This window comes from Aneurinibacillus sp. XH2, assembly GCF_001439585.2.
Lineage (GTDB): Bacteria > Bacillota > Bacilli > Aneurinibacillales > Aneurinibacillaceae > Aneurinibacillus > Aneurinibacillus thermoaerophilus.
Genome location: NZ_CP014140.1, coordinates 2304374 through 2326409 on the forward strand (window position 1 = coordinate 2304374; position 22036 = coordinate 2326409).

20 protein-coding genes and 1 pseudogene are annotated in these 22036 nt (G+C 42.6%); 4 read left to right on the plus strand and 17 right to left on the minus strand.

Going from position 1 to position 22036, the window contains the following annotated elements; translation table 11 throughout:
* Window position 1 precedes the first annotated feature (1 nt).
* The 13 genes and pseudogenes from ACH33_RS11390 to ACH33_RS11445 form a co-directional block, all read right to left on the minus strand.
* Window positions 2–706 carry a response regulator transcription factor gene (locus tag ACH33_RS11390; protein WP_057899128.1) on the minus strand — a complete coding sequence of 235 codons (705 nt, stop codon included), beginning with the start codon at window positions 704–706 and terminating at the stop codon, window positions 2–4.
* Between the two features lies 1 nt (window position 707).
* Entirely contained in the window at window positions 708–842 is a 135-nt protein-coding gene (locus ACH33_RS19380) for an SHOCT domain-containing protein (protein WP_139184963.1), read from the minus strand.
* A gap of 80 nt (window positions 843–922) precedes the next feature.
* Window positions 923–2545: a multicopper oxidase family protein gene (locus ACH33_RS11395; protein WP_082706021.1), complete on the minus strand. Its 1623-nt coding sequence runs from the start codon at window positions 2543–2545 to the stop codon at window positions 923–925.
* Between the two features lie 224 nt (window positions 2546–2769).
* Window positions 2770–3570 (minus strand): EcsC family protein, encoded by an 801-nt coding sequence (locus ACH33_RS11400; protein ID WP_236781869.1) that lies wholly within the window; start codon window positions 3568–3570, stop codon window positions 2770–2772.
* 206 nt (window positions 3571–3776) lie between these two features.
* A complete protein-coding gene (locus ACH33_RS11405) occupies window positions 3777–4355 on the minus strand; it encodes a nucleotidyltransferase family protein (protein ID WP_057899130.1) in 579 nt (192 codons plus the stop codon).
* A gap of 96 nt (window positions 4356–4451) precedes the next feature.
* A complete protein-coding gene (locus ACH33_RS11410) occupies window positions 4452–6032 on the minus strand; it encodes a SagB family peptide dehydrogenase (protein ID WP_057899131.1) in 1581 nt (526 codons plus the stop codon).
* A gap of 33 nt (window positions 6033–6065) precedes the next feature.
* Entirely contained in the window at window positions 6066–8009 is a 1944-nt protein-coding gene (locus tag ACH33_RS11415) for a TOMM precursor leader peptide-binding protein (protein ID WP_057899132.1), read from the minus strand.
* On the minus strand, window positions 8006–9970 hold the full coding sequence (locus ACH33_RS11420) for a putative thiazole-containing bacteriocin maturation protein (RefSeq protein WP_057899133.1): 1965 nt from the start codon (window positions 9968–9970) through the stop codon (window positions 8006–8008). The genes ACH33_RS11415 and ACH33_RS11420 overlap by 4 nt, the downstream gene beginning before the upstream one ends.
* Window positions 9971–10151: 181 nt before the next feature.
* The gene (locus tag ACH33_RS11425; RefSeq protein WP_082706022.1) at window positions 10152–10433 is read right to left on the minus strand and encodes a heterocycloanthracin/sonorensin family bacteriocin; all 282 of its coding nucleotides are present in this window, start codon (window positions 10431–10433) and stop codon (window positions 10152–10154) included.
* 309 nt (window positions 10434–10742) lie between these two features.
* Window positions 10743–11519 carry a HipA family kinase gene (locus tag ACH33_RS11430; RefSeq protein WP_057899135.1) on the minus strand — a complete coding sequence of 259 codons (777 nt, stop codon included), beginning with the start codon at window positions 11517–11519 and terminating at the stop codon, window positions 10743–10745.
* Window positions 11520–12465: 946 nt separating this feature from the next.
* Complete coding sequence (locus tag ACH33_RS11435; protein ID WP_082706023.1) at window positions 12466–13068, minus strand: thioesterase domain-containing protein; 603 nt, start codon at window positions 13066–13068, stop codon at window positions 12466–12468.
* Window positions 13010–13423, minus strand: a pseudogene (locus ACH33_RS11440) (AMP-binding protein); the annotation flags it as partial. The gene ACH33_RS11435 and the pseudogene ACH33_RS11440, both read right to left, overlap by 59 nt.
* Window positions 13398–14048: a class I adenylate-forming enzyme family protein gene (locus ACH33_RS11445; RefSeq protein WP_057899138.1), complete on the minus strand. Its 651-nt coding sequence runs from the start codon at window positions 14046–14048 to the stop codon at window positions 13398–13400. The pseudogene ACH33_RS11440 and the gene ACH33_RS11445, both read right to left, overlap by 26 nt.
* 497 nt (window positions 14049–14545) lie before the next feature.
* Between ACH33_RS11445 and ACH33_RS11450 the strand changes: the two genes are divergently transcribed.
* Complete coding sequence (locus ACH33_RS11450) at window positions 14546–15235, plus strand: 4'-phosphopantetheinyl transferase family protein (protein WP_057899139.1); 690 nt, start codon at window positions 14546–14548, stop codon at window positions 15233–15235.
* Window position 15236: 1 nt separating this feature from the next.
* Window positions 15237–15941: a thioesterase II family protein gene (locus tag ACH33_RS11455; RefSeq protein WP_257721608.1), complete on the plus strand. Its 705-nt coding sequence runs from the start codon at window positions 15237–15239 to the stop codon at window positions 15939–15941.
* A 114-nt stretch (window positions 15942–16055) separates the two neighbouring features.
* Here the strand turns inward: ACH33_RS11455 and ACH33_RS11460 are convergent, their stop codons facing one another.
* A complete protein-coding gene (locus ACH33_RS11460) occupies window positions 16056–16670 on the minus strand; it encodes a TetR/AcrR family transcriptional regulator (RefSeq protein ID WP_057899141.1) in 615 nt (204 codons plus the stop codon).
* Between the two features lie 198 nt (window positions 16671–16868).
* Here ACH33_RS11460 and cyoE point away from each other — a divergent pair, with 198 nt between their 5' ends.
* The gene (gene cyoE / locus ACH33_RS11465) at window positions 16869–17786 is read left to right on the plus strand and encodes a heme o synthase (RefSeq protein WP_057899142.1); all 918 of its coding nucleotides are present in this window, start codon (window positions 16869–16871) and stop codon (window positions 17784–17786) included.
* Window positions 17787–18202: 416 nt separating this feature from the next.
* Here cyoE and ACH33_RS19385 read toward each other — a convergent pair whose 3' ends face one another.
* From ACH33_RS19385 to ACH33_RS11475, 3 genes are all read right to left on the minus strand, one after another.
* Window positions 18203–18358, minus strand: a complete 156-nt coding sequence (locus ACH33_RS19385) for a hypothetical protein (protein ID WP_156424067.1) — start codon at window positions 18356–18358, stop codon at window positions 18203–18205.
* A gap of 444 nt (window positions 18359–18802) precedes the next feature.
* Window positions 18803–19843, minus strand: coding sequence for a zinc-dependent alcohol dehydrogenase family protein (locus tag ACH33_RS11470; protein WP_057899143.1), 1041 nt, complete (start codon window positions 19841–19843; stop codon window positions 18803–18805).
* 117 nt (window positions 19844–19960) lie between these two features.
* Window positions 19961–20194, minus strand: coding sequence for a hypothetical protein (locus tag ACH33_RS11475; RefSeq protein ID WP_057899144.1), 234 nt, complete (start codon window positions 20192–20194; stop codon window positions 19961–19963).
* A gap of 605 nt (window positions 20195–20799) precedes the next feature.
* On the opposite strand from ACH33_RS11475, the gene hmpA reads away from it, so the two are divergent.
* Window positions 20800–22035, plus strand: a complete 1236-nt coding sequence (hmpA, locus tag ACH33_RS11480; RefSeq protein WP_057899145.1) for an NO-inducible flavohemoprotein — start codon at window positions 20800–20802, stop codon at window positions 22033–22035.
* The last annotated feature ends 1 nt before the right edge of the window (window position 22036 follow it).

The following is a 22036-nucleotide window of genomic DNA, read 5'->3' on the forward strand; positions in this document are numbered from 1 at the left end:
TTCATTGCGCTTTGTACCCGATTCCCCATACTGTTTTGATAATATCATGGGCAGGCGCTCCCGCTGCCCGCAACTTCTCCCGCAAATTTTTCACATGAGTATCTACTGTACGATAATCCTCGACATCTTGATTTGTCCATATGAGAGCAAGTAAATGTTCCCTGCTAAATACTTGACCCGGGTGTTTCATCAATATGTAGAGTAATTCGTACTCTTTTCTGGTTAATGAAAGCATTTGTTGGTTATACCATACTTCACGCTTTTCACTGTCCAACGTAATACCACCATGAATCAGCAGGTTTTTATTTCGATAATTCCCATCTTCAGGATGATATCTTTCACTTCGCCGTAACAAAGCCTGTACTCTTGCTAACAATTCTTCTTTTTCAAAAGGCTTTGTAATATAGTCATCTGCACCTAAACCCAACCCTTTCACTTTATCTCTCGTTTCATCTCGCGCGGTCAACATAATAACAGGAACATTCGAGATTTCCCTCACGCTTTCGCACACCTCCCACCCTGACATACCGGGCATCATGATATCAAGCAGAATAAGCCCGTATCTATTGCTCCGAACGGCAGCTAGCGCCTCTTCTCCTGAGGATACTTCGTGAGTCGCATAGCCTGATTGGCGTAAATACAGCGAGAGAAGCCGACGCATCGGTTGTTCGTCGTCAACAATTAAAATAACTTTTTCTTCTTTCATCCTACTTCTCATCCTCTCTGAGCCTGTTCAGAATTCGTTCATATTCTTTTTCCGAAATCTCACCTTTAGCAAACCGCTCTCCGGCAATATGAATGGCATGCTCAATTGAACTTTTTCCTTCCGCCAAAGACTCCATACAGCCTTTTAGCTATCTTAACCTAAAAAATATAAACAAAGAACGAAGGAGACACCGACATCTCCTTCGCTACCATCAGCTTATTCTGACAGATCGTTACGATCTACTTTTACAGGATTCTTATATCCTTCATACTCAACCGTTGTCATCATGCCCGTGCTTGCATGGTGCAGGTCGTGGCAATGAAACATCCAATTCCCCGGATTGTCAGCCACAAATTCTACTTCATACGTCTCACCAGGTTTGACGTTTAACGTATCTTTTATCAGCGGCGAGCCGCTTACCGGTTTCCCGTTCTTGGACAGCACTCTGACGAAGTGGCCATGCAAATGCATTGGATGGTTCGCTTGCCCTTTATTTTCATACGTCACTTTCACATATTCGCCTTTTTTCACAATTAATTTTTCCGTATCCGGGAAAGACTTGCCATTGATTGTATATTTCATTCCCATATCAGAGCTATGATCCATAACATCCTCAAAAACCATTTTAAATTCTTTATCATATTTTCTTCGCTCTGTTTTAGCTGTCGCTTTACCGTACGTTGTAATATCAAGCAGCTCCGTTGTTACCTTGCCGGTTTGCGCAACGCTCTTGTTATCTTGATTTTGTACCATGATTTTTACATCTTTTGCTGCCGGACGCTTGGTACAATCTAAAATTTCAAAGCTGGAAGATGGAATAGTCAGTACCACATCATATCTCTCACCTGGTCCAATTGGGAGCAACTTACCTTTCACTTCTAGAGGCTGTTGAATATCTTGTCCATCGGTTGTTACGATTCGATATGGAACATTACCGAAATCCATCAAACGAAGCTGGTATCCGGCATTAATAAAACGTAGCCGCACCACTTCTCCTGTTTTTGCGACCAACGGTTCAATAAACGAACTAGACTTTCCATTAACTGTAAATAAGTCATAAGAAGCCATGTGATCCATCATATGCATGGATTGGCCCTTGCTGTTTTTCATGTTATCGGACATATTCATAGTACCCATTTTCGAATGATCCATTCCATGCATCCATTGATTGTTGCCATTGTTATTATTTTGACCGGACATACTGTCTATATTCATGTTAGAATGGTCCATTCCTTGTTTAGAACTTTTTTGGTTTGCCGCTGCTGTTTCCCATTCATCAAGAATCAGCGTATAATCTTTATCCGTCTTCAGTTCATCTTTCTTTTCTACAATAAACGCACCATACAATCCTCTATCCACCTGTTCTGCGCTATTTTTATGAGAATGATACCAATACGTTCCCGGAACAGTTGCCGTAAACTTGTACGTAAAGGACTCTCCAGGTTTAATGGAATTTTGCGACATCCCCGGCACACCATCCATTTCAAAAGGTACCGGATAGCCATGCCAGTGAATGGTTACATTTTCGGACAACTCATTTTTCAAGTTAACGACTACTTCTTGCCCCTGCTTTACCCGAATTTCCTGACCTGGAACCTTCCCTCCGTATGTCCAAACCGGCAATGTAATCCCCGGCTTCATTTCTTGTCGCGACTCTTTTGCTACTAAATCTACAATCACCCGATTCGCCTGATTTGCAATTTGGGTTGCTGATTGTTTCGTTTCTTTATTCTCTGCTTTCACTGGTGGCTCGGTTGCTGAGTTTTTCTCCATCTGGCCGCAGGCGGTCAGAAGAAAGGCACCTGTGGCAATACCAGCAAAAAGTAATGTCTTTTTCATTTTGCCTCTTCCCTTTCTATTGTTTCTCTTCACTTTTTTATAAATATAAAGAACAGGTGTGAAGAAACTGTGAAGAACCTTTATTTAAATTTAGGCACATATACCTTCCACGACAGATATCCTCTCTCATAAAAACAGACCCGAGTATGCCGTTTCTAGCAAAAACTTCGGGCCTTCCCTTTTTCCTTATTTTTCGTAAAAAATTATTCAAATGAAATCGCGTTTTATAAGACAGAATTTTCTGTAACCTGTTTAAGCTTCTCTACAATTCGCCGCTTTCGATACAGCATTCTTCCGGCTTCCGCGACTTCTTCAACCGTACTCTTGTTGATATAAGCGCCAAACACTACGCCAACGATTGGAATCAATTGAAAAAGTTTTTTCCAGCCAAAATTATCAATATAATTCATGGCCGTTTCTTGCCATCCCTGAAGCTGAGCAATAACTTCTCTGTCCTTTCCTTCTTGACCAAACGCACCTAACTCTTCAATGATGGCCTTCTTTCCTACAATATCTGAGGAAACAAACTGCATACACTTAATGATAAAAATGCGTTCTTGTTTCTCTTTCGGGTCATAGCCATAGCAAATGGCGATCTCCTGTAACACTTTCAGCGAAAGGCCAAGCAAAGCCGGGATATCAATTGCCAGGGTAAACAGACCGCCAATTCCCGTGGTAGCTCCCTGTACTATCGCCATGTTCGTACGCGATTTGCCAATCTCCTCGGCAGCCTTGTCCATAACCTCTAACGGATAATGAGCTACACCCGAAATTGTTAAAAGAGCATCGAAATCCTGTGAAGCGAATGTTTGCAATCGCTCCAGCGTTTGCTTTTCGCTAATTAAATATTGCCCACCTGTTTGAATATAACTTCCCACTTCATCAATGGCCTGTCCAATTTTGTCCCGAATCAACTTTGGGGTAATCTTATCCAAAAGAACAAAAGGAAGTCGACCTAACTTTTCCCAGAACCACAAATCCTTCTGCTCATTTTCCCACGTCTCCACTTGTTTTAGCTCTTGCATCAAATACTCTTTTGTTTCTACCTTATTCAGAACCATTTCACCCCAGTGAAAATATAATTAAACCATACAGTAAAACGTTATGGTTACCATTGTCTTCGTCTTCTTTATACGCAAAACTTGATATAAGGTTGCAAATTCTTTAGATGGTGTTGCAAAACTAATAATCGCTGAAATAGAGTTTTTCAACACCATCTTTCATTATGTAACTAAAGCATGTGAATGATATTTAACTTATACCATTTCTCTTGCCAGTTCTTTTTTTGTAATCGTTCTTCATAAATCTCAGCTTTAGTATCAGCGTTTCGAATAAAATGTTCAGTAGGTCTAACAATCAAGTTAATAAGGTCTTCTATGCCACATGGACAAGTCAAAATAACATTATTTTCACTGTCTAATTGAACACCAACCGCTGTTGCTGTTTCTGGAAATTTAGAAATAGCGTCTTCTGAAGATTTATAAGGGCTGTCGTTATTTCTTATATTCATCCTTGCCTGGTTCTTTACTGACCAATTAATATTCGGATTCATATGCCTAAGTTTTTCTTCAAATTTCTTTTCTGTACTACTATCTATGTTCTTTGAATCGAAATAAACGACATCAACATCTTCTAATGGAGTCGCTACTTTAAATCCATGCAGAACGTCCCAAACTTTTGAACGGATAAATCCTGCACAAACCCAACAGTCAGGCAAACGTAAATCCTTAACAAGGGTAAGAATCTCCATCATCAATTGGTCGTTTTTAATTAATTCAATTATATCCTGTTCACTTTGAATGTTGTTCATTACATAAACCTCTATCCTTCTTAATTATATAAACAATGATAGGAAAATAATATTTATCGTTATTTTTTTGATTCCAACATCTCACTCTTGCCTCCCTTAGCCATGCAAACTTCCCGCCAACCTGGGACGATGACGATAGGGACCGACCGGAATTTGAATCAGGCTGGTTTTTCCTTGTGAATCCATCTTGTAGATCTCATCACACAAATTCGCATCAAATCCGAGGAGCGGGTGTCCTCCCATCCCAATGGCGGACGCCGCCAACAGTAATCGCTGCACGAGCATGCCCGCTTCCATTTGTTGGATACGATATCCTCTGTATCCCAGTACCGTTTTGAGGTGATCCTTGTCTCCTGCCACGTGTAGGCAGAGCGGTACTTGAAACAGATTTACATTGTCCGCAGCCATTCCGTGCTGTAGCCAGAACCGATGATCTCCGAGACGTACCCGCTGTAGCGCATGGGCAGCACTGTCATAATAATATGCACCATCCGAAATACCTTCAACGCTATACAAACAACCATACAGTGAGACACGGGACTTAAGTCCCTCATGTACTCCATCCAAATCATTTCGATACGAAAAGGAAGCCACCGCCTCTTGCAGCAGAGCGGCTAACTGCGGTTGACTTACCTTGCCCAAAACAAAATCTATATCCGGTGAATATCGCTTTCGGCAGACCGACGCCAGATCATACGACAACCGCTTCACATGGGGCAGCGCCACCGCCTGGCCCTCACAAATAACGTTCTTCTTCCCCTCGATCTGCCGAAACATTCGCGATGATTCCATCAGGGACGCTTCGTTCATCTTGATCAGCATCGGATACTCCGTGATCCTTCGTGACCTGACATAGTGATCATGCTGAACCGCTGTCAACTCTCGGCACAATTCGGTGGCAGAGACAATCCCGTCTATGCTATTCCTATTAGAAAACCAAGTGATCGCCGGCTCCATCGACAGTGGAATAACCGCATATACACTCTCCTCCTGTTCAGATAGCCCAAGCAGATGGTTGATGGCCCGATCAAGAAATTGGAAGTATACTCCCGATGCGAAGCCAAACCGTTTTGCCACTTCCAGCAGCTGCCCGATCAGCACGCCAGCATCCAGTCCTTGCAGACGATAGGCAAAGTTATTGTATTTAAAGAAATTTTTCCAAAACATCGTCGACACAAAAACAGTACCAAAACAAGCAGACATGTCACAGCGATTGCCAAGAGCCCGGGCTAGATATGAATCAAAATCGCCTTCTCGCAACAACACCAAGCGGTGGTGTGCCACATCATAATGGTACACCCCGGCAGGCAAATCTTCCAGATTCAAATACACGTATAATTCGTTTGGATATAATGCTCCACCGGAGGGAACAAACCGCCGGTACGACTGCATTAGGCTTACCGCTTGTTCCGTGGAATTCGAGGCAAAGACTGACTGGCAGAATTGAGTAAGCCCGAATACGTACCAAAGAAAATGACCGATTCCGCGAAGATCAGGCTTCGCGGGTGCTTCCCGTCCTTCGAGCGTGAGCGGTACTTCCGAAGACAATGGAATCACAGGTAAGCCACGGTAGAGCTTATACGCAAGCGGTGCGTCTTCCCAGTCCACCTCTAAGTCCGGTGGCCTTGCCTTGTCAATGTCAAAATGTAGGTTGTGAAGAAATGCCTCCAGACTCATCCTTCTCTCCCCCCTAGTTATCCTCGTCATGGCTTATGGAAACGGATGCGGATGTGGATTGAGCTGTTCAAGCGTCAGCGGTTGCTTCGCATACCCGAGTTCTACCGGTACCCGGAGCACCCTCTCCAGCCCTATCACACGAGTAAAGTGATATCCGAATGTCATCGGTAACATTCCCGGAATCAGCACTTTCACGCAATACAGTCCATTTCGTATGATTTCCGGTGTCGTCTGGTCCACCACAATTACATCGAGGTTCAATTGGCGAAACACCTGAAGAATGTCCTGCAGATCATCGGTCAGGTCTGCATGCCTCGCCTTCCACTTGAATTCCTCGTCAAACGTTCGCAATGGACGATTTTCATCCAGCAAAAATTGCAGGCGCTCCTGCGCTTGCGGCAAACTGTACAGCATGGAATGGTCCTCCATCTGCTGCACCAGGGACGGATCGTGGAGCATCCGCACATACTCCTCCTTGTTCATCTCAAATTTCTCGTCAAGCGTTAGCATCAGTCCGGCCAACTCGTGAATCGCACCTTTCGTCGCCCGTACCGGGTCCAGATGAGCTCCGGCCGCACAAATGAGATTCACTCCCTTTTGTTTTCTGTTTTTCGCCAACGCCCAAACGCTTGGAATCCCGTGCTCCATCGTCGCGTTAAACAAATACACATCATATCCCGCCACCGCCCGCAAACGGTCGACCATCAACTGCAATTCTTGGTCATTAGCAGAATAAGGGTCAATGCGTGGGAGAGGCAGCTGCGCGTACCAAGTCATCAGGAACGAATCGCGCTCGACCACTTCCATAATGCCGTAGAAAATGGCCTCCTCCAAACTTCCGCCTAACGCGCATCCATTGGAAGTTTCATAGACAAAGCCATGCCCACAACCCAAGCCGTAATAGGCGAGCCGCTCCGGAACCAAAATTGGACGTTCTTGTAAAAACGAATAGCCCCATACCCAATCCATTGGGCGATCAGGATGAAACGGTTGAAATGGAAAACCGGGCCGCGCATACTGTTCCTTCGCGTGCACCCCGACCTTAAGGGGGTTGAGTGCTTGATCTTCCAGATTGCGGTAACTGTCATGAATTACCGTTCGTTTGCCATGAGGTGACAGGCCGCAGTATCGCTCCAATCCCTCCAAAATGGCAGTCAACTCGCTTACCGCATAGGAATGAGTCCGACCTGCTGTTCCCTCGTCTCCCGCGAACAACGGCAGATTTACACTTACATCGGCAAACGGCGACATAAGGTCATACATTTTACCATTCAAAAGGCCCATCCGGTAATCCAGATAGTCTTTGACCAAAACTTTATTCAGGTCATCCATCGAACGGCAGCGATAACTGTCGGTGCTGATCTTAGGACTTGGTTGGAGTGAAATTCGGGCCGCGATCAATGAATCGTCGGGTAATCGGCCACAAACCGGACACAACGGGTCAGGCAGAAAGAAGTGGCATGAGTTCTTCAGCGTTTTCAGGTTGATCAAAAACACCCGTCCTTCCGAATAAGCCTGGCTGCCCTGCAGCACCCTCTGTGCCTCGGCCCCGAGCAGGTGAGCTACCTGCAAAAGTCCTGTGCGCGATGCCCACGCGTCACATGGCACTCCCCCGTGCGCCGCCAGCCTCTGTTGCAGCTCCCACATCTCCTTACGGTCGTGTCCTGCCATGAGTCGTCGCCTGTCGGCACACCTGGAACACCCTGGCGTACCCGGGCGAACCAGCGGTCCGACTATGCCTTCGCCAAATGAAACGAAGCCTCGCAGCCAGGGGATGCCGATTGGTCGCAGCACTTCTTCCGCCTTTTGATGAACGGAAGGATGCCAGGCATCGTGCAACACCAGAGCCAACTCCGTCGCTTCCGGTACTCCTGCCTCGAAATCTGTCTGACGAACGACCTGGTATTGAGCGGACAGTTCTCCGTACACGTGCTCCGCCAACAGCCCTTCTCCGACAACTGCCACGAAAGCGCTCATCGGGATTCCTCCTCTCGCAGCAGCACGCCAAACACCCCTGCCAATTCCTCTTTCAAAAACGGTTCCAGCGCCAGATCAAAGATCAAGAGCCGCGTGCGGTTTCGTTTCAAGACCTGCAAGGAGGACTGTAGAACCTCCGATTGTGTCGTCTCTTCACATGCGGGAATCACAAGACTTAGCGATGCTTTTTCTTCCAGGAGCACAGATGAAACCTCTAACGCGTGTGTCGTAGGACAAGTCGCTTGGTTTTGTGCCTTCATAAGCGCCTGTTGCAGCGCCTTCCGTAACGCCATTGTTATATTCAAACCTACACTGCCATACCAGCGACCGCTCGTACCGACCCATACCACAGGGAAGCCGCGCACTTCCTCTCCCAAGCCGATCATCGGTGCTCCCTGCATTGTGGTCAGTGCCTGCAAATAAAACCGGCAACGTTCATCTTCTACCGTACCCAACTGCACTCGAAAGACAGAAGGTTTCAGATTGGCCTGTTGCTTGCCCAACTCTTCGGCCAAACATCTTTGCAAACCGCGGCAAACACCTTCCGCAACCGTTTCCCCCACTCCGACACCGACAAATTCCTGCGATTCTACCATACTATCCTCTACTTCCTGATGTAAGGAAAGCGTCGTAACGAGCAGACCGACCATTCGCGACACATACGCTTCAATCCCGGCCAGCCCCGCTTCCCGCCGCGCCTCCTCATGCGTCAGATCTGCACAGACAATGTCTGGCAATAGCTCAGCCGGCCCCTCCGACAGCGGATCAACTGCCTGAACTCGGCACTGGGCCAACGGAATCTGCTTCAAATCTCCCTCCTCCCAAATATGGAAAATTCCTGATTCCGCCGATGTCAACTGGCTGAAGTAAGGAAGTAATCCGCTCGGCTCTCTTCTACTCGAGCTCCGTTCAAGAAGAAGATCAAAATCTTGAACCCATTCAGCTGACACACGTCCGGTCACCAGCGGATGGGGCAGGAACGAATGCCAGTTTCCTTCTAACGTCTCCAGATCAAGCAGGAAGAATTGATTCGTCTGTTCCGATTTCGTCACTCCCGTCACCTTTTTGAACAATTCAAACACGAGCACATTCGCCAACATCGCTCCCGCTGTGGAGGAGAAGGCGTGCAGCCCCTGGTCCTTGCAAAGCGCGGATTGGTGGACGCGGCGCCACGCCGACTCCCAGCATCCCTCAGAGTCTGGATGCACCAGTGGGCCCGCCATACCCATCTGCTGCAGACATATGGCGGGGAGTAACACCTTCTTCTCCTTCCTACAAATCGCATGAAGAACCCGCAGTTCCTCTACATTACTCTCCTGCGACACATACAAAATCGAATCAAACGGCTGCACAGCCTCCCGCCAAGAACTCATCCCCCCCTTCTGCAAGGTGACCTCCTCTACCGCCACCTCAGGGTCCGTTTTGCGGGCATGTGCCACCAGCTCCACCAACCGCAGCCGATTGGTCGGCACCGAGTCCATGATCAGCACGTGGAACTTGGGCAATCCGGATTCGAGCAACGCAGAAACCAACGAGACAAAAAAAGGACCAGAGCCAACCGCCAACACTTTGGCCTGACGATAGGTTTGAAAACGGTATGCACCGGAATCGACAAAACTGTCTAAAAACTCAATTTGAGAAGCATACTTTTTGAGAACCTGCTCCGTCAATTGATGCGGACGGTCTTGGCTCACATCCCGAACAAAGCCGTTTTGGTACAGAATTTCTGCGATTTCATATACCCGACCTCGATATTGGTCCGGCAATCCGTCTGTCAAATCCTCCAACGTGTGCTCCCCGTTGAACATGGGCATCAGTTTTTCAATCCACTGGTCGATCGTACTGCCTTTCATACGGAACGAGCTTACGTTGTTCCGAAAATACACACCACCGTTTGGATCAGGGAGAAAAAATGTGTCCCTTTTCACTTTCAGGCGCGTAGAAGGGGGCAAATTTGTCATTACACTCCTCCTTACCATGATCTGTTCTCAAGTTCTGCACCATCACCTTCACCATAATCTTATGTACTGCTATTTGTCCCTTATGTCTACTCTTGTAGAAAAGAGCCCCTGCAGCAACTTATGCAGGGGCTCTTCTCCTTATGCAACCACGGTTTCCGTTAAGAAACTAGAAACAATGGGCTCAACGGCCACCGCCACAACGGGAACAGTTTGAGCAATTAAAACAACGGGTACAATGAAAGCAATTAAAACAACGGGTACAATGAAAGCAATTAAAACAACGAAAACAATTGAAGCAATTAGAACAACGAGAGCAATTAAAGCAACGGGTACAATGAAAACAATTAGAACATTGTCGAGACTGATCAACATAGTACTGGCTTTGATTATCATAAGAAACCAGTTGGCCTGCCTCGAAATGATCAACATTCAGCTCCTGGAGTTCATCTTTGAAATCATCCATTTTTACAACCTCCGTTTATTAAATTGATAATTGTGCCGGCAGCGAACCAGCAACTCGAAAAGAGGACAAAACAAAGAACAACTGCGTAACGGGTGAATCCACCAAATACTTCGAATTACTCCCCTCAACAAAATATGAACTATGCTGGGCTATTGTTACTGATTTAAATACCTATTTTTACAGAGCCTCGCCCTTGTCACGGTCGACACCCTTATCATAAGCTAATGGCTACAACTGCCTTCGCCATTCGGGACTTGAACCCTATAGATGACGCCCATGCCGGGCGCACCAAACAGAGACCCCCGGAAATTACGGTTCCGGGGGTCTTTTGTAATCTTTTATCCACTGCTGCACAATGGTATGCAGCTTCTTCTGACGTGAGAGCAGCAGCTGCTTTACGGTTCTTTTATTTTCATGGGAAAGCATAGTCAGTGGAATCGAATCAACAGATTTTTCTAACTCCTGGTAAGGTATATGCTGTATCACTTTTACGTAAGGCTTCAGCTGCTCATAACTACGAATATATTTGCTTAAGCCTCTTACGTAATTTCGATTGTAACCCACTACCCTGTCCCAGTGTGGATGATCCCAGGAAAATCCCTGCCATTGCACAGCACCAAGCAGAGACAGACCATGGTCAATAAGATAGAAATCATATTTTTCCCCTACAGGGTAAGCAAGCAAATTTCCCCCATGTCGGTCGATGTTGCAAATCCAAATATCAAAAACAAACATTTTGAGCAGTCTTTCAGGGCGAAGAATAAACCTCGGAATATTATGGTAGATATGTCTAGTTAATTGATCCCATTTATATAATTTAGGCTCAGGGCGTGCTAGCGATACTACACCGAGCTGCCCTTTAATCTTTGCTGCTTCTACGCGGGCAATCGGTAGGTGCAGCCTTGAAGCCAGATGGTAAGCAAGCAGTTCATTTCCTGCGAGAGGACCAATGTACCTTTCATTTTGTGGGTTTGAAAATTTAAAATACCCTGTTTCAGTCTGTCCACTTTTGCTTCTGCGAACCAACCAAACCGTTCCTAATTTCTTTCGGCTGGATAATTTCTTTACGATTTCCCAGTTCTCCACAATCGTCTCGTTGCTCCTCTTCCTTCTTTGTAGGGTTATTTTATACTATTTATATTTAGGTAGATTCTAAAAGGGAACAAATTTATACGAGTATCGATAGACACGTAAAAACACAACACCATTTTCTTTATTAGCATAACAGAAAATAATAGGATTCATAAACCAAACTCTTGAAGTTACTACACGACCATCTGAGAGAATGCCAGCTTCACCAACAGTAAGCAAACTCTTGTTTTTCAGCTTATTCATAGCTTAAAAATTTGCAAGCAAAAAACCTAAAATCTTTAATTAAGGCTATAACCTAACACTTGTCCTTACCTTTTCACATAGCATGGAATTAGATGTCACATGAAAAGGAGGTGAGAAAATGGGATTCTTTGGAACAGAAAGACGAGAATTGGGAGTGATTCTTGTTCTCTTTATCATTCTGGTGGTTATTTCATGCTCAATTTGTGACAACTAATACGAGATAGGAATGAAGAATCGACTCACTCATTATGGAGGAATAGGAAACCCTTTAAGGATAAGTGATAACAAGTAAATCTTACAGATTATCTCACAAAACCCATCTTATTGCTCCTCCCCCCACTTTTACACACCCAAAAGTGGGCTTTTACATAATCGGAATTATCGGACGGATTCATATTACTGCATGATTCTGAAGTCAATCAAACGCAACCCGTAAAAGCGTTGGAAAAAACACTGGATATTCTTTCGAAACAGGGGTGCAAATTTGTTACAGTTTCCGATTTAGTTCATCAAGATGTAAAAGAAAATACACAATACATGAAGGAGATAGGCCCCTCCATGTATTGTGTATCGGTTTTTGAAACGTTAAAATCTCAAAGCAAATTTATATAGATAAAGAATAGATAAAAGGTTCAAAAACTAAAAGTTTTTGAACCTTAACTTGATGACTATGGAGTCAGCCCCATTTAAACAAAAATTATACCATCTCCTCAAAAGCTTTATCTTTAATCTTGTTCAAAATTTGTTTGATAATCTCTACGTTTTCTTGAATATATTCAGGATTTAGTAGCTCATCATGTGTTCCGATTCCATTATATTCAATATATGCTTTAGATGTGGTATTTATCCACTTTTTCTTAAGTAACCTCGTTACGGTGTCAACAACTATATTATGAATATTAGCTTCTACTAATCCTGAGTTTGTTAAATTCTCCATGTACATCAGAAACTTAGTACGTTTATTTTGCGCATATGGAGTAGCCGTCCATTCTAGAGCATCTAAATGTGCCAAATTAGCAGCCTCTGCAAGTATTGTGGATGCTATTTCCTGAACTTCTTTGTTCCAAGGTGTAGTATCTAACATGATAATGTCAGATACCTGCATACCTCTTTGTTCCATTGTTTTAGCCACTTCAAACGCTAAATTCCCCCCTCCAGAATATCCAAAAAGTACATATGGACCCTCACTCTGTATATTCGTGATTTGGTCTACGTACTCATTTAGCATCTCGTCATGATCATTCTTGCATTTCATTAACGTCATAACATGTTGCAAATACCGTGCTCTCTGTTGGACCATATACGTGCTTTATTTTGTTAGATCCAAGATATTGAAATGCTTTGCGAACATGTTTAACTGAAACTTGCTCTCCGCCAAATAAAATTTTCCGAACATGTTTTAAACAACTTATATCAATATCAACGAGAACATTAAAAAATGCTGTTGTAATAAACATAACTGAAATACGTTGTTTTTCGATTAAATCAGCTAACTGGCGGACGTTTAACATCGTTTCTTTAGGAACAATTATTATTTTTGCCCCATTTAATAATGCTCCGAAAATATCAAATGTTGCTCCATCAAAAGCATAACTAGATAGTTGCATCACGGTGTCACATTTAGTTATGTCAATATAATAAGAAAGTTGCAAAACAGCCGCATATCAACCCAAATGCATGATAAACGGGAGCTGCACAAAGTACTCGATCTGACGGAACGATACCAAGCGAGTGTCCGATTCGTTCCCCATCTCCTACGATACTCTTCACAGTTTTAACTACTGCAGATGGCACTTTAGTAGAACCGGAAGTTAGCAGAACGATGTAACTGTGATCTTCTGTTGAACCTATGTATTCATTCCAACAATTTGCAGTCATTCCACTGTTTATTAATAAAAACTCATTACCAAAACAGTTTAATTTCTGAATAACATCTCCTTTATATTCCCCTGCTACTGAACCATTCGTTTCCCGCAACTCAAAACAAGTCTGATACATTTTCATAATTTGGTTCATTTCTGCTTCTTTTAAATTAGGATCTACTAACATGACGGGCACATTCAAGTAACTCGCGGCAACTACAGCTGTCCAAATCACTTCATTTTTTCCAAGTACAATAGCTAGTGGTGTTTCTTGAGTCAAACCACATTTTTTAAAATGGTTTGCAAGTTTTTCTACTTCTAATAAAAAATCTTGATAAGAAATTAACTCTTGTTCAGTTAATATCGCTGGAGAGTCAGGATTTGTCTCTGATATTTTTTTGATACGTTCAAATAACATAAGTGAAATCCACTTCCTCCAAATTGATATTCTGTTTCTTAGCAGGTAGCATAACCGTAAATATACAGTCAAAAGTAATCTTCGTTACGATCAAATTGCCATAAAAATGGGCTTGCTTTACTTTTTATTGATACGGTATTGGGAGATAAAGAAATAGTTAAAGTCCAAGGTAAGACGATAGACGCTGACTCTCTTAATCCTCACGGTAAGTTGAGAGTTATTGAAACTCCTATTTCTTGTATTTCTCTTTAAAGGATGTTAAAATACCAAATAAACCCAAGGAAAATATCACAATATAATAGTAACAATTACCAATAATATATCAACATAAATATTTATATTCGTAATAGAATTATTATTAAGAGAATTAATCCCCTAATTGCCATAGTGCTTTTTAAAATCGCTAAAAGCTCAGAAATATACAGTTCATTAGTACTGCATATTTCACTTGCCAGGTCATTTATTATTGATAACTTAATATTAGGGAGAGCTTATCAATGCAAGTACATCTAATTCGTATAGATGGCTCTCGTAATCTCAATGATTACCAGAGTTTATACCCATTGTTAAATAGAGAAACAAAGAAGAAAATCTCTAGGTTTTTAAATGAAAGTGATAAAATTCGCTCACTTCTGAGTCACTTATTCTTAAAATATCTTATCTCACGCGAACTTAGCCGTGATTTAACGGATATTGAACTTGCATACGAAAAATATGGAAAGCCCTACCTACTTTCAAGCAAGGGGCTGTCGTTTAATATATCTCATTCTGGTGAATTTATTGCGATTGCTATATCAAATGAAAATGTTGGTATTGATATCCAGGAGTATATTGACTTAGACTATGAAGAACTGGCAATGAGATTTTTTACAAAACAAGAGTATAACTACATAAGTAGTGCCTCTAATGTCAAGGAAAATTTTTTTAGAATATGGACTTTAAAGGAAAGTTACTTAAAAGCAAGAGGTAGCGGACTGCACTCACCTCTAAATTCATTTTATTTTTCATTTAAAAACAATAAGATTCATTTATACCACGAAGGTAATAATACAATGTTTTACTTTCACAGTGAGATCATTCATGATAATTATCATATGTCCATATGCTCAACGAAGGAGATTGGAGATTTTGAATTTCATGAATACAATCAAGTAGAATTAGATACTTTATTATTAGGAGGTAATTGAAATTAAATTTTTTTGCTTAGAATATGCTGGATCTTCAAAAACAGTTTTTAGGGATTGGCTGAAAAATACACATAAAATTGAATTTATACCGTTAAAATATAAAGGACGTGGTACAAGATTTAATGAAAATAGTTATACTGATATCGTTGAAGCGGTTGATGATATGTATGAATTAATTAAATTAAGCAAGGGTAATGAAAAATACGCTATATTTGGACACAGTATGGGGGCTTATATAGCCTATGAATTATATTACAAGCTTAAAAATAGTCAAACTGAAGCACCTGAACACCTTTTCTTGAGTGGAATTAATCCGCCAATGTTAAGAAAAAGTATTAAGATATCCCACTTAGATAATGATACGTTTTTAGAGCAAGTTGTTGAACTTGGGGGAATACCAAGCGATTTGCTAAAACATAAAGATGTACTAAATTTCTTTTTTCCTATATTAAGAAATGACTTTAGAATTGTTGAAGAATACAAATATGAATATAAAAGTAAAAAAATAGATTGTGGACTGACAATTATCCTGGGTTCTGATGATAAGCTTACCCAAAACTATAATAATATTTGGAGAGAAATGGCTGAAAAAGAGGTTGAATTTTATGAACTAAAAGGAAATCACTTTTTTTTGCATAATCATACGGAGTTGTTAAAAGATATTATTTATAAAAACTTAATGTTTGAAGATGAAAACAAAAAATAAACACGCAAAATTCATTACGAAATTCTCAGCCTAGTCACTGCAACGATTTGAGGATTAGGTTTTTTGTGATTAATATAACTAATATACTTACACCTGTTATGATTGGAATATTTTCTAATCTTCCTGACGAGTAGGCAAAAGCATATGTTGCAGTGCATTTCCATATAAATTATGAGGCATACGACCTTCACTAATATAATATAATACAGCAATGCCATTTTCTAACGAAAGAATAGTCCATGCCATTTCATTCGGAGTTAGAGTAGACTCATAATTCTCTTTCGACATCAATTTCTCAATGGCCTTTGAAATTTTTTCAACTGATTCAATTATCATGTTAGACCATTTATGACGCACCGATTCTTCACGCATCGCATAAAGAAGAAATTCCATGTTAAGCATGTTCCATGTTCGATTTTCCTGCCTAACTGAAAGGAAATATTCATCCATTGTTTCAATAAAATGTGAAAATGAATGCTGTTGGTCTATTACTTGATGGATGTTGTCCACATGTAACTTCATTTGTTGTTCCAATATGGCTAGGAAGAGCTCTTCTTTGGAATGAAAATGTGCATAAACTGCCCCTTTACTAAATCCAGCATATTCTGCAATTTTATCAACAGAAGCCCCATGAAAGCCTAATTGAGCAAAGACCTCAACAGCTGATTCTAAAAGTAATTGCCGTGTTTCCTTTTTTCGCTCCTCTTGAGTTAATCTTCGTCTGACCATTCTTCTTCCTCCCTCTCTTGACAATCATACCATATAGCATTAACATACCATATAGTATATAAATTCTAATAAGTATGTAAAGTTTATTTTGTATTTCTAATTCGGAAGTAACCATCAATAATGTCACTCTAAATTGGATTATGACAATTATAGATAATCAGTAAAAGGGGAAGAGGGGAAGAAGGGAAGAAGCGAATAATGCGAAAGGAAAAAAAACTTACAACGAAGAAACAGACTTTGTCAAAAATTTTGGCGCAAACTATTAAAATCGGGATTATTAAATCAAACCTGATTCCGATGTTTGCTGGATTAACATTGGCATTATATACATATCAGATTAGCCTGTTTGAGAAATTGCCGGAAATGATATTTGCTTTGATTGGTTCGATTTTAGTAATGGGTGCAGCTGGAGCTTTTAACAACTTATATGATCGAGATATAGATTCTATTATGGAGAGAACGAAAAACAGACCAACTGTGACAGGAGAAATAAAGCCTAAAACAGTATTATGGCTTGGTATCTTTATGTCTATCTTCGGAATCGTAGCTCTTTCATTAGCAACTCCTCTAGCAGCATTCCTAGGGTTTCTAGGTTTGTTTTTTTATATTGTCCCTTATACGATGTGGAGTAAGAGAAGAACAATTTATAATACGGAGATTGGAAGTATTTCTGGAGCAATGCCACCTCTAATAGGATGGGCGGCTATTTATCCAGACGTCACACATCCTGCTATTCTTGGTCTTTTTGTGATTACAATTATCTGGCAAATGCCTCATTTCTATGCCATAGCTATTCGCAAGCACAATGAGTATAAAGCTGCGAAGGTTCCTATGCTTCCAGTAGTCAAAGGTGTTAAAAGAACATATATACAAACCAATATTTATTTAATCATTTTAATTGCAATAAGTTTTCTTTTTGGGTCTTTAAGTCTCGGTCTTATGTTAGTAGCCCTCCTTTTAAGTGTTATATGGCTTATCTTAAGTATTTTCGGTTATAAAAAGATGGATTCAGAGAAATGGGCTAAATCAATGTTTATTTATTCCCTACTTCATATGACAGTCTTATTTTCAACTGTAATTATCTATTCTCTTATAGGCATTATTTTCAAATTGTAATATATGCTATCATGTAAGTGTCTACTGCTGATGTTGAATGATTGTACGTGAGCGTCCCCGATCTGATCGCCCTTTTGGTTTTAGATCGTGAAATCCTTCTCTACGATAGAGCAATACCCATAAGGCAATGGTTTTGGCTGTGAACTGCCTTGGGCCATAACGGGGAACCTCATGTATTTTGGCACTAATTTCAGCCAAAGAGGACACGTTCGTATACAATAGGCTGTATCCCCATACAATTCATTGCATAAACGAGGTGTCCTCCGTGTCACAAACTAACACATTACTAAAAGCATTACAACAAATCATTTCAGACATAAATTGATTACTGTCGAATGCATTTTTTAACGCAATTCCGTCTTCAATACGGTCAAAGCGAAACGCTCTTATAATCGCTAATAAATCATCAAAAACAGCTAGTTCGCTTGCTTCAAAAGGTCGTTGTGTTTGATAGGCTGATATAAAGGCATGAAATCGCTCAACTGGCGATAATGTACCTTCATATGCAACATGCCGAGCATGATAAACGCCTTGTATTGGCCCAATCGTCCGCCAAGCGCCCCCGATTCCACTGGAGGTAACGTATGAGAATTAAGCTAAGCCCAAGCACATAATAACATAATATAAGACCCCGAACAGAATCAATGAGATGGAACAGTAAGGCGGATGAGGTTACCAAGAACACTCGGCGTATCAGACAGACCTCCCCGGGTAACAGTGCCATCTTTCTCTCCATCTACTTGCCTCATTTACCTTTACTTGTCTTCGGCAGTTAGGACTTTGTCTTGTGTATTGCAGACTCATCCAGCGAGCACTGGCCTCATATGAGGTTCGTGTTCCTCAGGTCGTAGGTTTGCCGCCGACTTCCTTCAGATTCGACCTCGCGGTCGACACCCCTGTCTTAAGCTAATGACTACAACTGCCTTCATCATTCGGGACTTGAACCCTATAGATGACACCCATGCCGGGCACACAACGAGCAAAGGAACGGTTTGAGCCGTTCCTTTCAAAGAGATTCAATCGTTGTATAAAATCACTTTCATCGCTTTTTCTCTGGCAGCATTTCTAAACACCTCGTACGCCTGCATGATCTGGTCCAGCGGAAAGCGGTGAGTGATCAATTGTTTTGGTTTGATCTTTCCAGACTGCACTGTCTTTAACAACATCGGTGTCATGCTCGTGCTAACCAGCCCAGTCGTGATCTTGACATTGCGAAGCCACAATTGTTCCAAGCGTAGATCGACAGGCTTGCCGTGTACACCAACGTTGGCCAGCCGTCCGCCAGGCTTCAGGATTTGCTGACAGATGTCAAAGGTCACCGGGAACCCGACGGCCTCAATCGCTACATCAACGCCCTTTCCATCCGTTAATTCCATCACCTGCTCAACCGCATTTCCCTCTGAGCTGTTAACTGTCTTGGTGGCCCCGAACTTTTTGGACTGCTCCAAGCGATTATCGTCAAGGTCGACCATGATGATCTCCGCCGGCGAATAAAGTTGCGCTGTCATGAGTGCTGACATCCCGACCGGCCCGGCCCCGACGATAGCGACCACATCCCCCGGCTGAACGCCGCCGTAAATCACCCCAATTTCTAAACTCGTCGGCAAAATATCGCTCAACATGACAAGTGCTTCCTCATCGCTTCCCGGGGGAATATGATACATACTCGTATCAGCATAAGGGATACGAACGTATTCCGCCTGAGTACCATCGATCAGGTGCCCTAAAATCCAACCACCGTCTTCACAGTGAGCGTACATCGCTTTTTTGCAATAATCGCATCTTCCACAGGAAGTGACACAAGAAATCAGCACTCTATCTCCGGGCCTGAAATTGTTTACACCCGTGCCTACTTCTTCTACGATTCCGACACCTTCGTGTCCCAGGGTTCGACCGTCGGTTACCGCCGGTACATCACCGCCTAATATATGCAAATCCGTGCCGCAAATCGTCGTTTTGGTGATTTTTACGATTGCATCCGTCGGTTTCTGAATCGTCGGCTTGTCCTTCTCTACCCACTCGAACTTTCCTGGTTCACGGAATATAAGCGCTTTCATAAACATATACCTCCTAAGTTTATGCACTATTGAAGTAGATTGTCGTCCTGGATTTTGATACGCCGAGGCGATGTGGTGGTACCCCAGTAAGAAGGAAAAAGCCCCCTTCCTCTTTCCCTAATCCTCATCCAATGTACTCAACTGTAGTGGCGAATATGTGTATATTTTTCGCCTAGTATTTTTGCCTTTAAGGTTAAGGATTGCCCAGGTTGAAATTGAGCGATTGCTTTTCCGTCCGCAGGATTTAAAGAATGAAGTGAGCACGTCAATTTCTTTTACCTTTTTAACCACTACAAATTCCCGAAAACCTTCCCAACCGCCTTCTTGTGCCCTAGCTTGTTCATACTTCATAATGTGAGTTCAATAATCAGCTTTCCCAATGTTTTTCACACTATACTTCATGCTCATCATTTCCATAAGCATTTGATGTTACACCGTGTTCTTCCAATACATCCTCCACCCTCCTGGCGGAGAACCGACTTCCCGGGGCTCACCAGTTATACGGTCTCCGTTTCCTGTTGGTCAAGGTTAGGTATCTTCCCCAGTTCCGATGATGGCCTTCACCGTGACACTCTCGATTCGGCCCTCGCTTGTTCCCTATTTGGGGCTGCCATCACGCGGCGGCAGGATTCGCTTGATGCTACAGACCGACCGGTTGCTCCCCCAAAGGGGCTTTTGACACGGCGCTTCGATACCCGTCGTTTCCCCTGAGTACCGGCCGTCTGCTACCAGGCTCCCTGGCGATTATCCGGACCGGACTTTCACCGGCTAGTCCTCATCAGCTTGCACGAGTCCAACATGGACCCGCTCTGGGCACACAATGAGTTTGGCAACGCTGCCACGTATATCTGGTTGTGATTTATATCACTGTCCGGATGATTCCCCTGCTCTATAATGAATTTGCAAGGATTCTATTGGAAAACAAGTCAACTAAGTGACTAAGAGGAGGAGCCAAAATGTTGAGTCCAAAAACGATCGAGATTATCAAATCTACCGTACCTGTTTTAGAAGATCACGGTAAAGCGATCACAACCCGTTTTTACGAGTCGATGCTCACAAATCACCCAGAGTTGCTGAATATTTTTAACCATGCAAACCAAAAACAAGGAAGACAGCAAACAGCGCTTGCAAATGCGGTTTATGCGGCTGCGGCGAATATCGACAATCTTGAGGCGATCTTGCCAGCCGTTATACAAATTGCTCACAAACACATAAGCTTAGGCGTTAAGCCTGAGCATTATCCAATTGTGGGTAAGTACTTACTGATAGCCATTAAAGATGTGCTTGGAAATGCCGCAACTGATGAAATTATCCAAGCATGGAAGGAAGCTTATCAAGCCATTGCCGATGTATTCATCAGCGTGGAAGCGGAAATGTACCAGCAGGCAGAACGACAAGAAGGGGGTTGGGCAGGCTTCAGAAAATTCATTGTGGTTAAAAAAGTAAAGGAGAGCGATGTGATCACATCTTTCTATTTAAAACCGGAAGATGGCCAGGCGATCGCTTCCTTTCTACCCGGGCAGTATATCAGCGTGAAAATAGGTATCCCAGGAGAAAAATACACGCATATCCGTCAATATAGTTTATCGGATTCACCGGGTAAAGATTATTACCGAATAAGTGTTAAACGTGAGGATGAAAGTGCAGACAAGCCGGCAGGGATTGTCTCCACTTACCTGCACAAACATGTGCAAGAAGGGGACGTTTTGCAAATCAGTGTACCTGCTGGTGATTTTGTACTGGATATGGAAAAAGAGCTGCCTATTGTGCTAATCAGCGGCGGTGTTGGTTTAACACCTATGATCAGTATGTTGAATACGCTTGCCGAAGTACAGCCTGAACGTGAAGTCACGTTCATTCACGCTGCGATCAACAGTACAGTTCACGCGATGAGAGAGCATGTTACTCGCTTGGCGACTGAACGGGGAAATGTACGCTCTTTTGTATGTTATGAAAAACCAACGGAAGAAGACAGGGCGGCCCGCAATTACGATAAAGAAGGCTATATTGATTTGGAATGGCTTCAAACCATCGTGCCGAGCCCTCGCGCAGACTTTTATTTCTGTGGTCCCATACCTTTTATGAAGACGATTTATGGTGCTTTAAAACAATGGGGAGTAGCTGAGGAAGCGATCCACTTCGAATTCTTCGGTCCGAAAGGGGAATTGTCGGATCGATCTGTTCTGAAGTAAT

Bases quoted from the DNA above. Each gene is read 5' to 3' on its own strand.
- ACH33_RS11390 (WP_057899128.1), bottom strand. From the start codon at position 706: ATGAAAGAAGAAAAAGTTATTTTAATTGTTGACGACGAACAACCGATG.
- ACH33_RS19380 (WP_139184963.1), bottom strand. From the start codon at position 842: ATGGAGTCTTTGGCGGAAGGAAAAAGTTCAATTGAGCATGCCATTCAT.
- ACH33_RS11395 (WP_082706021.1), bottom strand. From the start codon at position 2,545: ATGAAAAAGACATTACTTTTTGCTGGTATTGCCACAGGTGCCTTTCTT.
- ACH33_RS11400 (WP_236781869.1), bottom strand. From the start codon at position 3,570: ATGCAAGAGCTAAAACAAGTGGAGACGTGGGAAAATGAGCAGAAGGAT.
- ACH33_RS11405 (WP_057899130.1), bottom strand. From the start codon at position 4,355: ATGAACAACATTCAAAGTGAACAGGATATAATTGAATTAATTAAAAAC.
- ACH33_RS11410 (WP_057899131.1), bottom strand. From the start codon at position 6,032: ATGAGTCTGGAGGCATTTCTTCACAACCTACATTTTGACATTGACAAG.
- ACH33_RS11415 (WP_057899132.1), bottom strand. From the start codon at position 8,009: ATGAGCGCTTTCGTGGCAGTTGTCGGAGAAGGGCTGTTGGCGGAGCAC.
- ACH33_RS11420 (WP_057899133.1), bottom strand. From the start codon at position 9,970: ATGACAAATTTGCCCCCTTCTACGCGCCTGAAAGTGAAAAGGGACACA.
- ACH33_RS11425 (WP_082706022.1), bottom strand. From the start codon at position 10,433: ATGGATGATTTCAAAGATGAACTCCAGGAGCTGAATGTTGATCATTTC.
- ACH33_RS11435 (WP_082706023.1), bottom strand. From the start codon at position 13,068: ATGGTCCAACAGAGAGCACGGTATTTGCAACATGTTATGACGTTAATG.
- ACH33_RS11445 (WP_057899138.1), bottom strand. From the start codon at position 14,048: ATGTTATTTGAACGTATCAAAAAAATATCAGAGACAAATCCTGACTCT.
- ACH33_RS11450 (WP_057899139.1), top strand. From the start codon at position 14,546: ATGCAAGTACATCTAATTCGTATAGATGGCTCTCGTAATCTCAATGAT.
- ACH33_RS11460 (WP_057899141.1), bottom strand. From the start codon at position 16,670: ATGGTCAGACGAAGATTAACTCAAGAGGAGCGAAAAAAGGAAACACGG.
- cyoE (WP_057899142.1), top strand. From the start codon at position 16,869: ATGCGAAAGGAAAAAAAACTTACAACGAAGAAACAGACTTTGTCAAAA.
- ACH33_RS11470 (WP_057899143.1), bottom strand. From the start codon at position 19,843: ATGAAAGCGCTTATATTCCGTGAACCAGGAAAGTTCGAGTGGGTAGAG.
- ACH33_RS11475 (WP_057899144.1), bottom strand. From the start codon at position 20,194: ATGAAGTATGAACAAGCTAGGGCACAAGAAGGCGGTTGGGAAGGTTTT.
- hmpA (WP_057899145.1), top strand. From the start codon at position 20,800: ATGTTGAGTCCAAAAACGATCGAGATTATCAAATCTACCGTACCTGTT.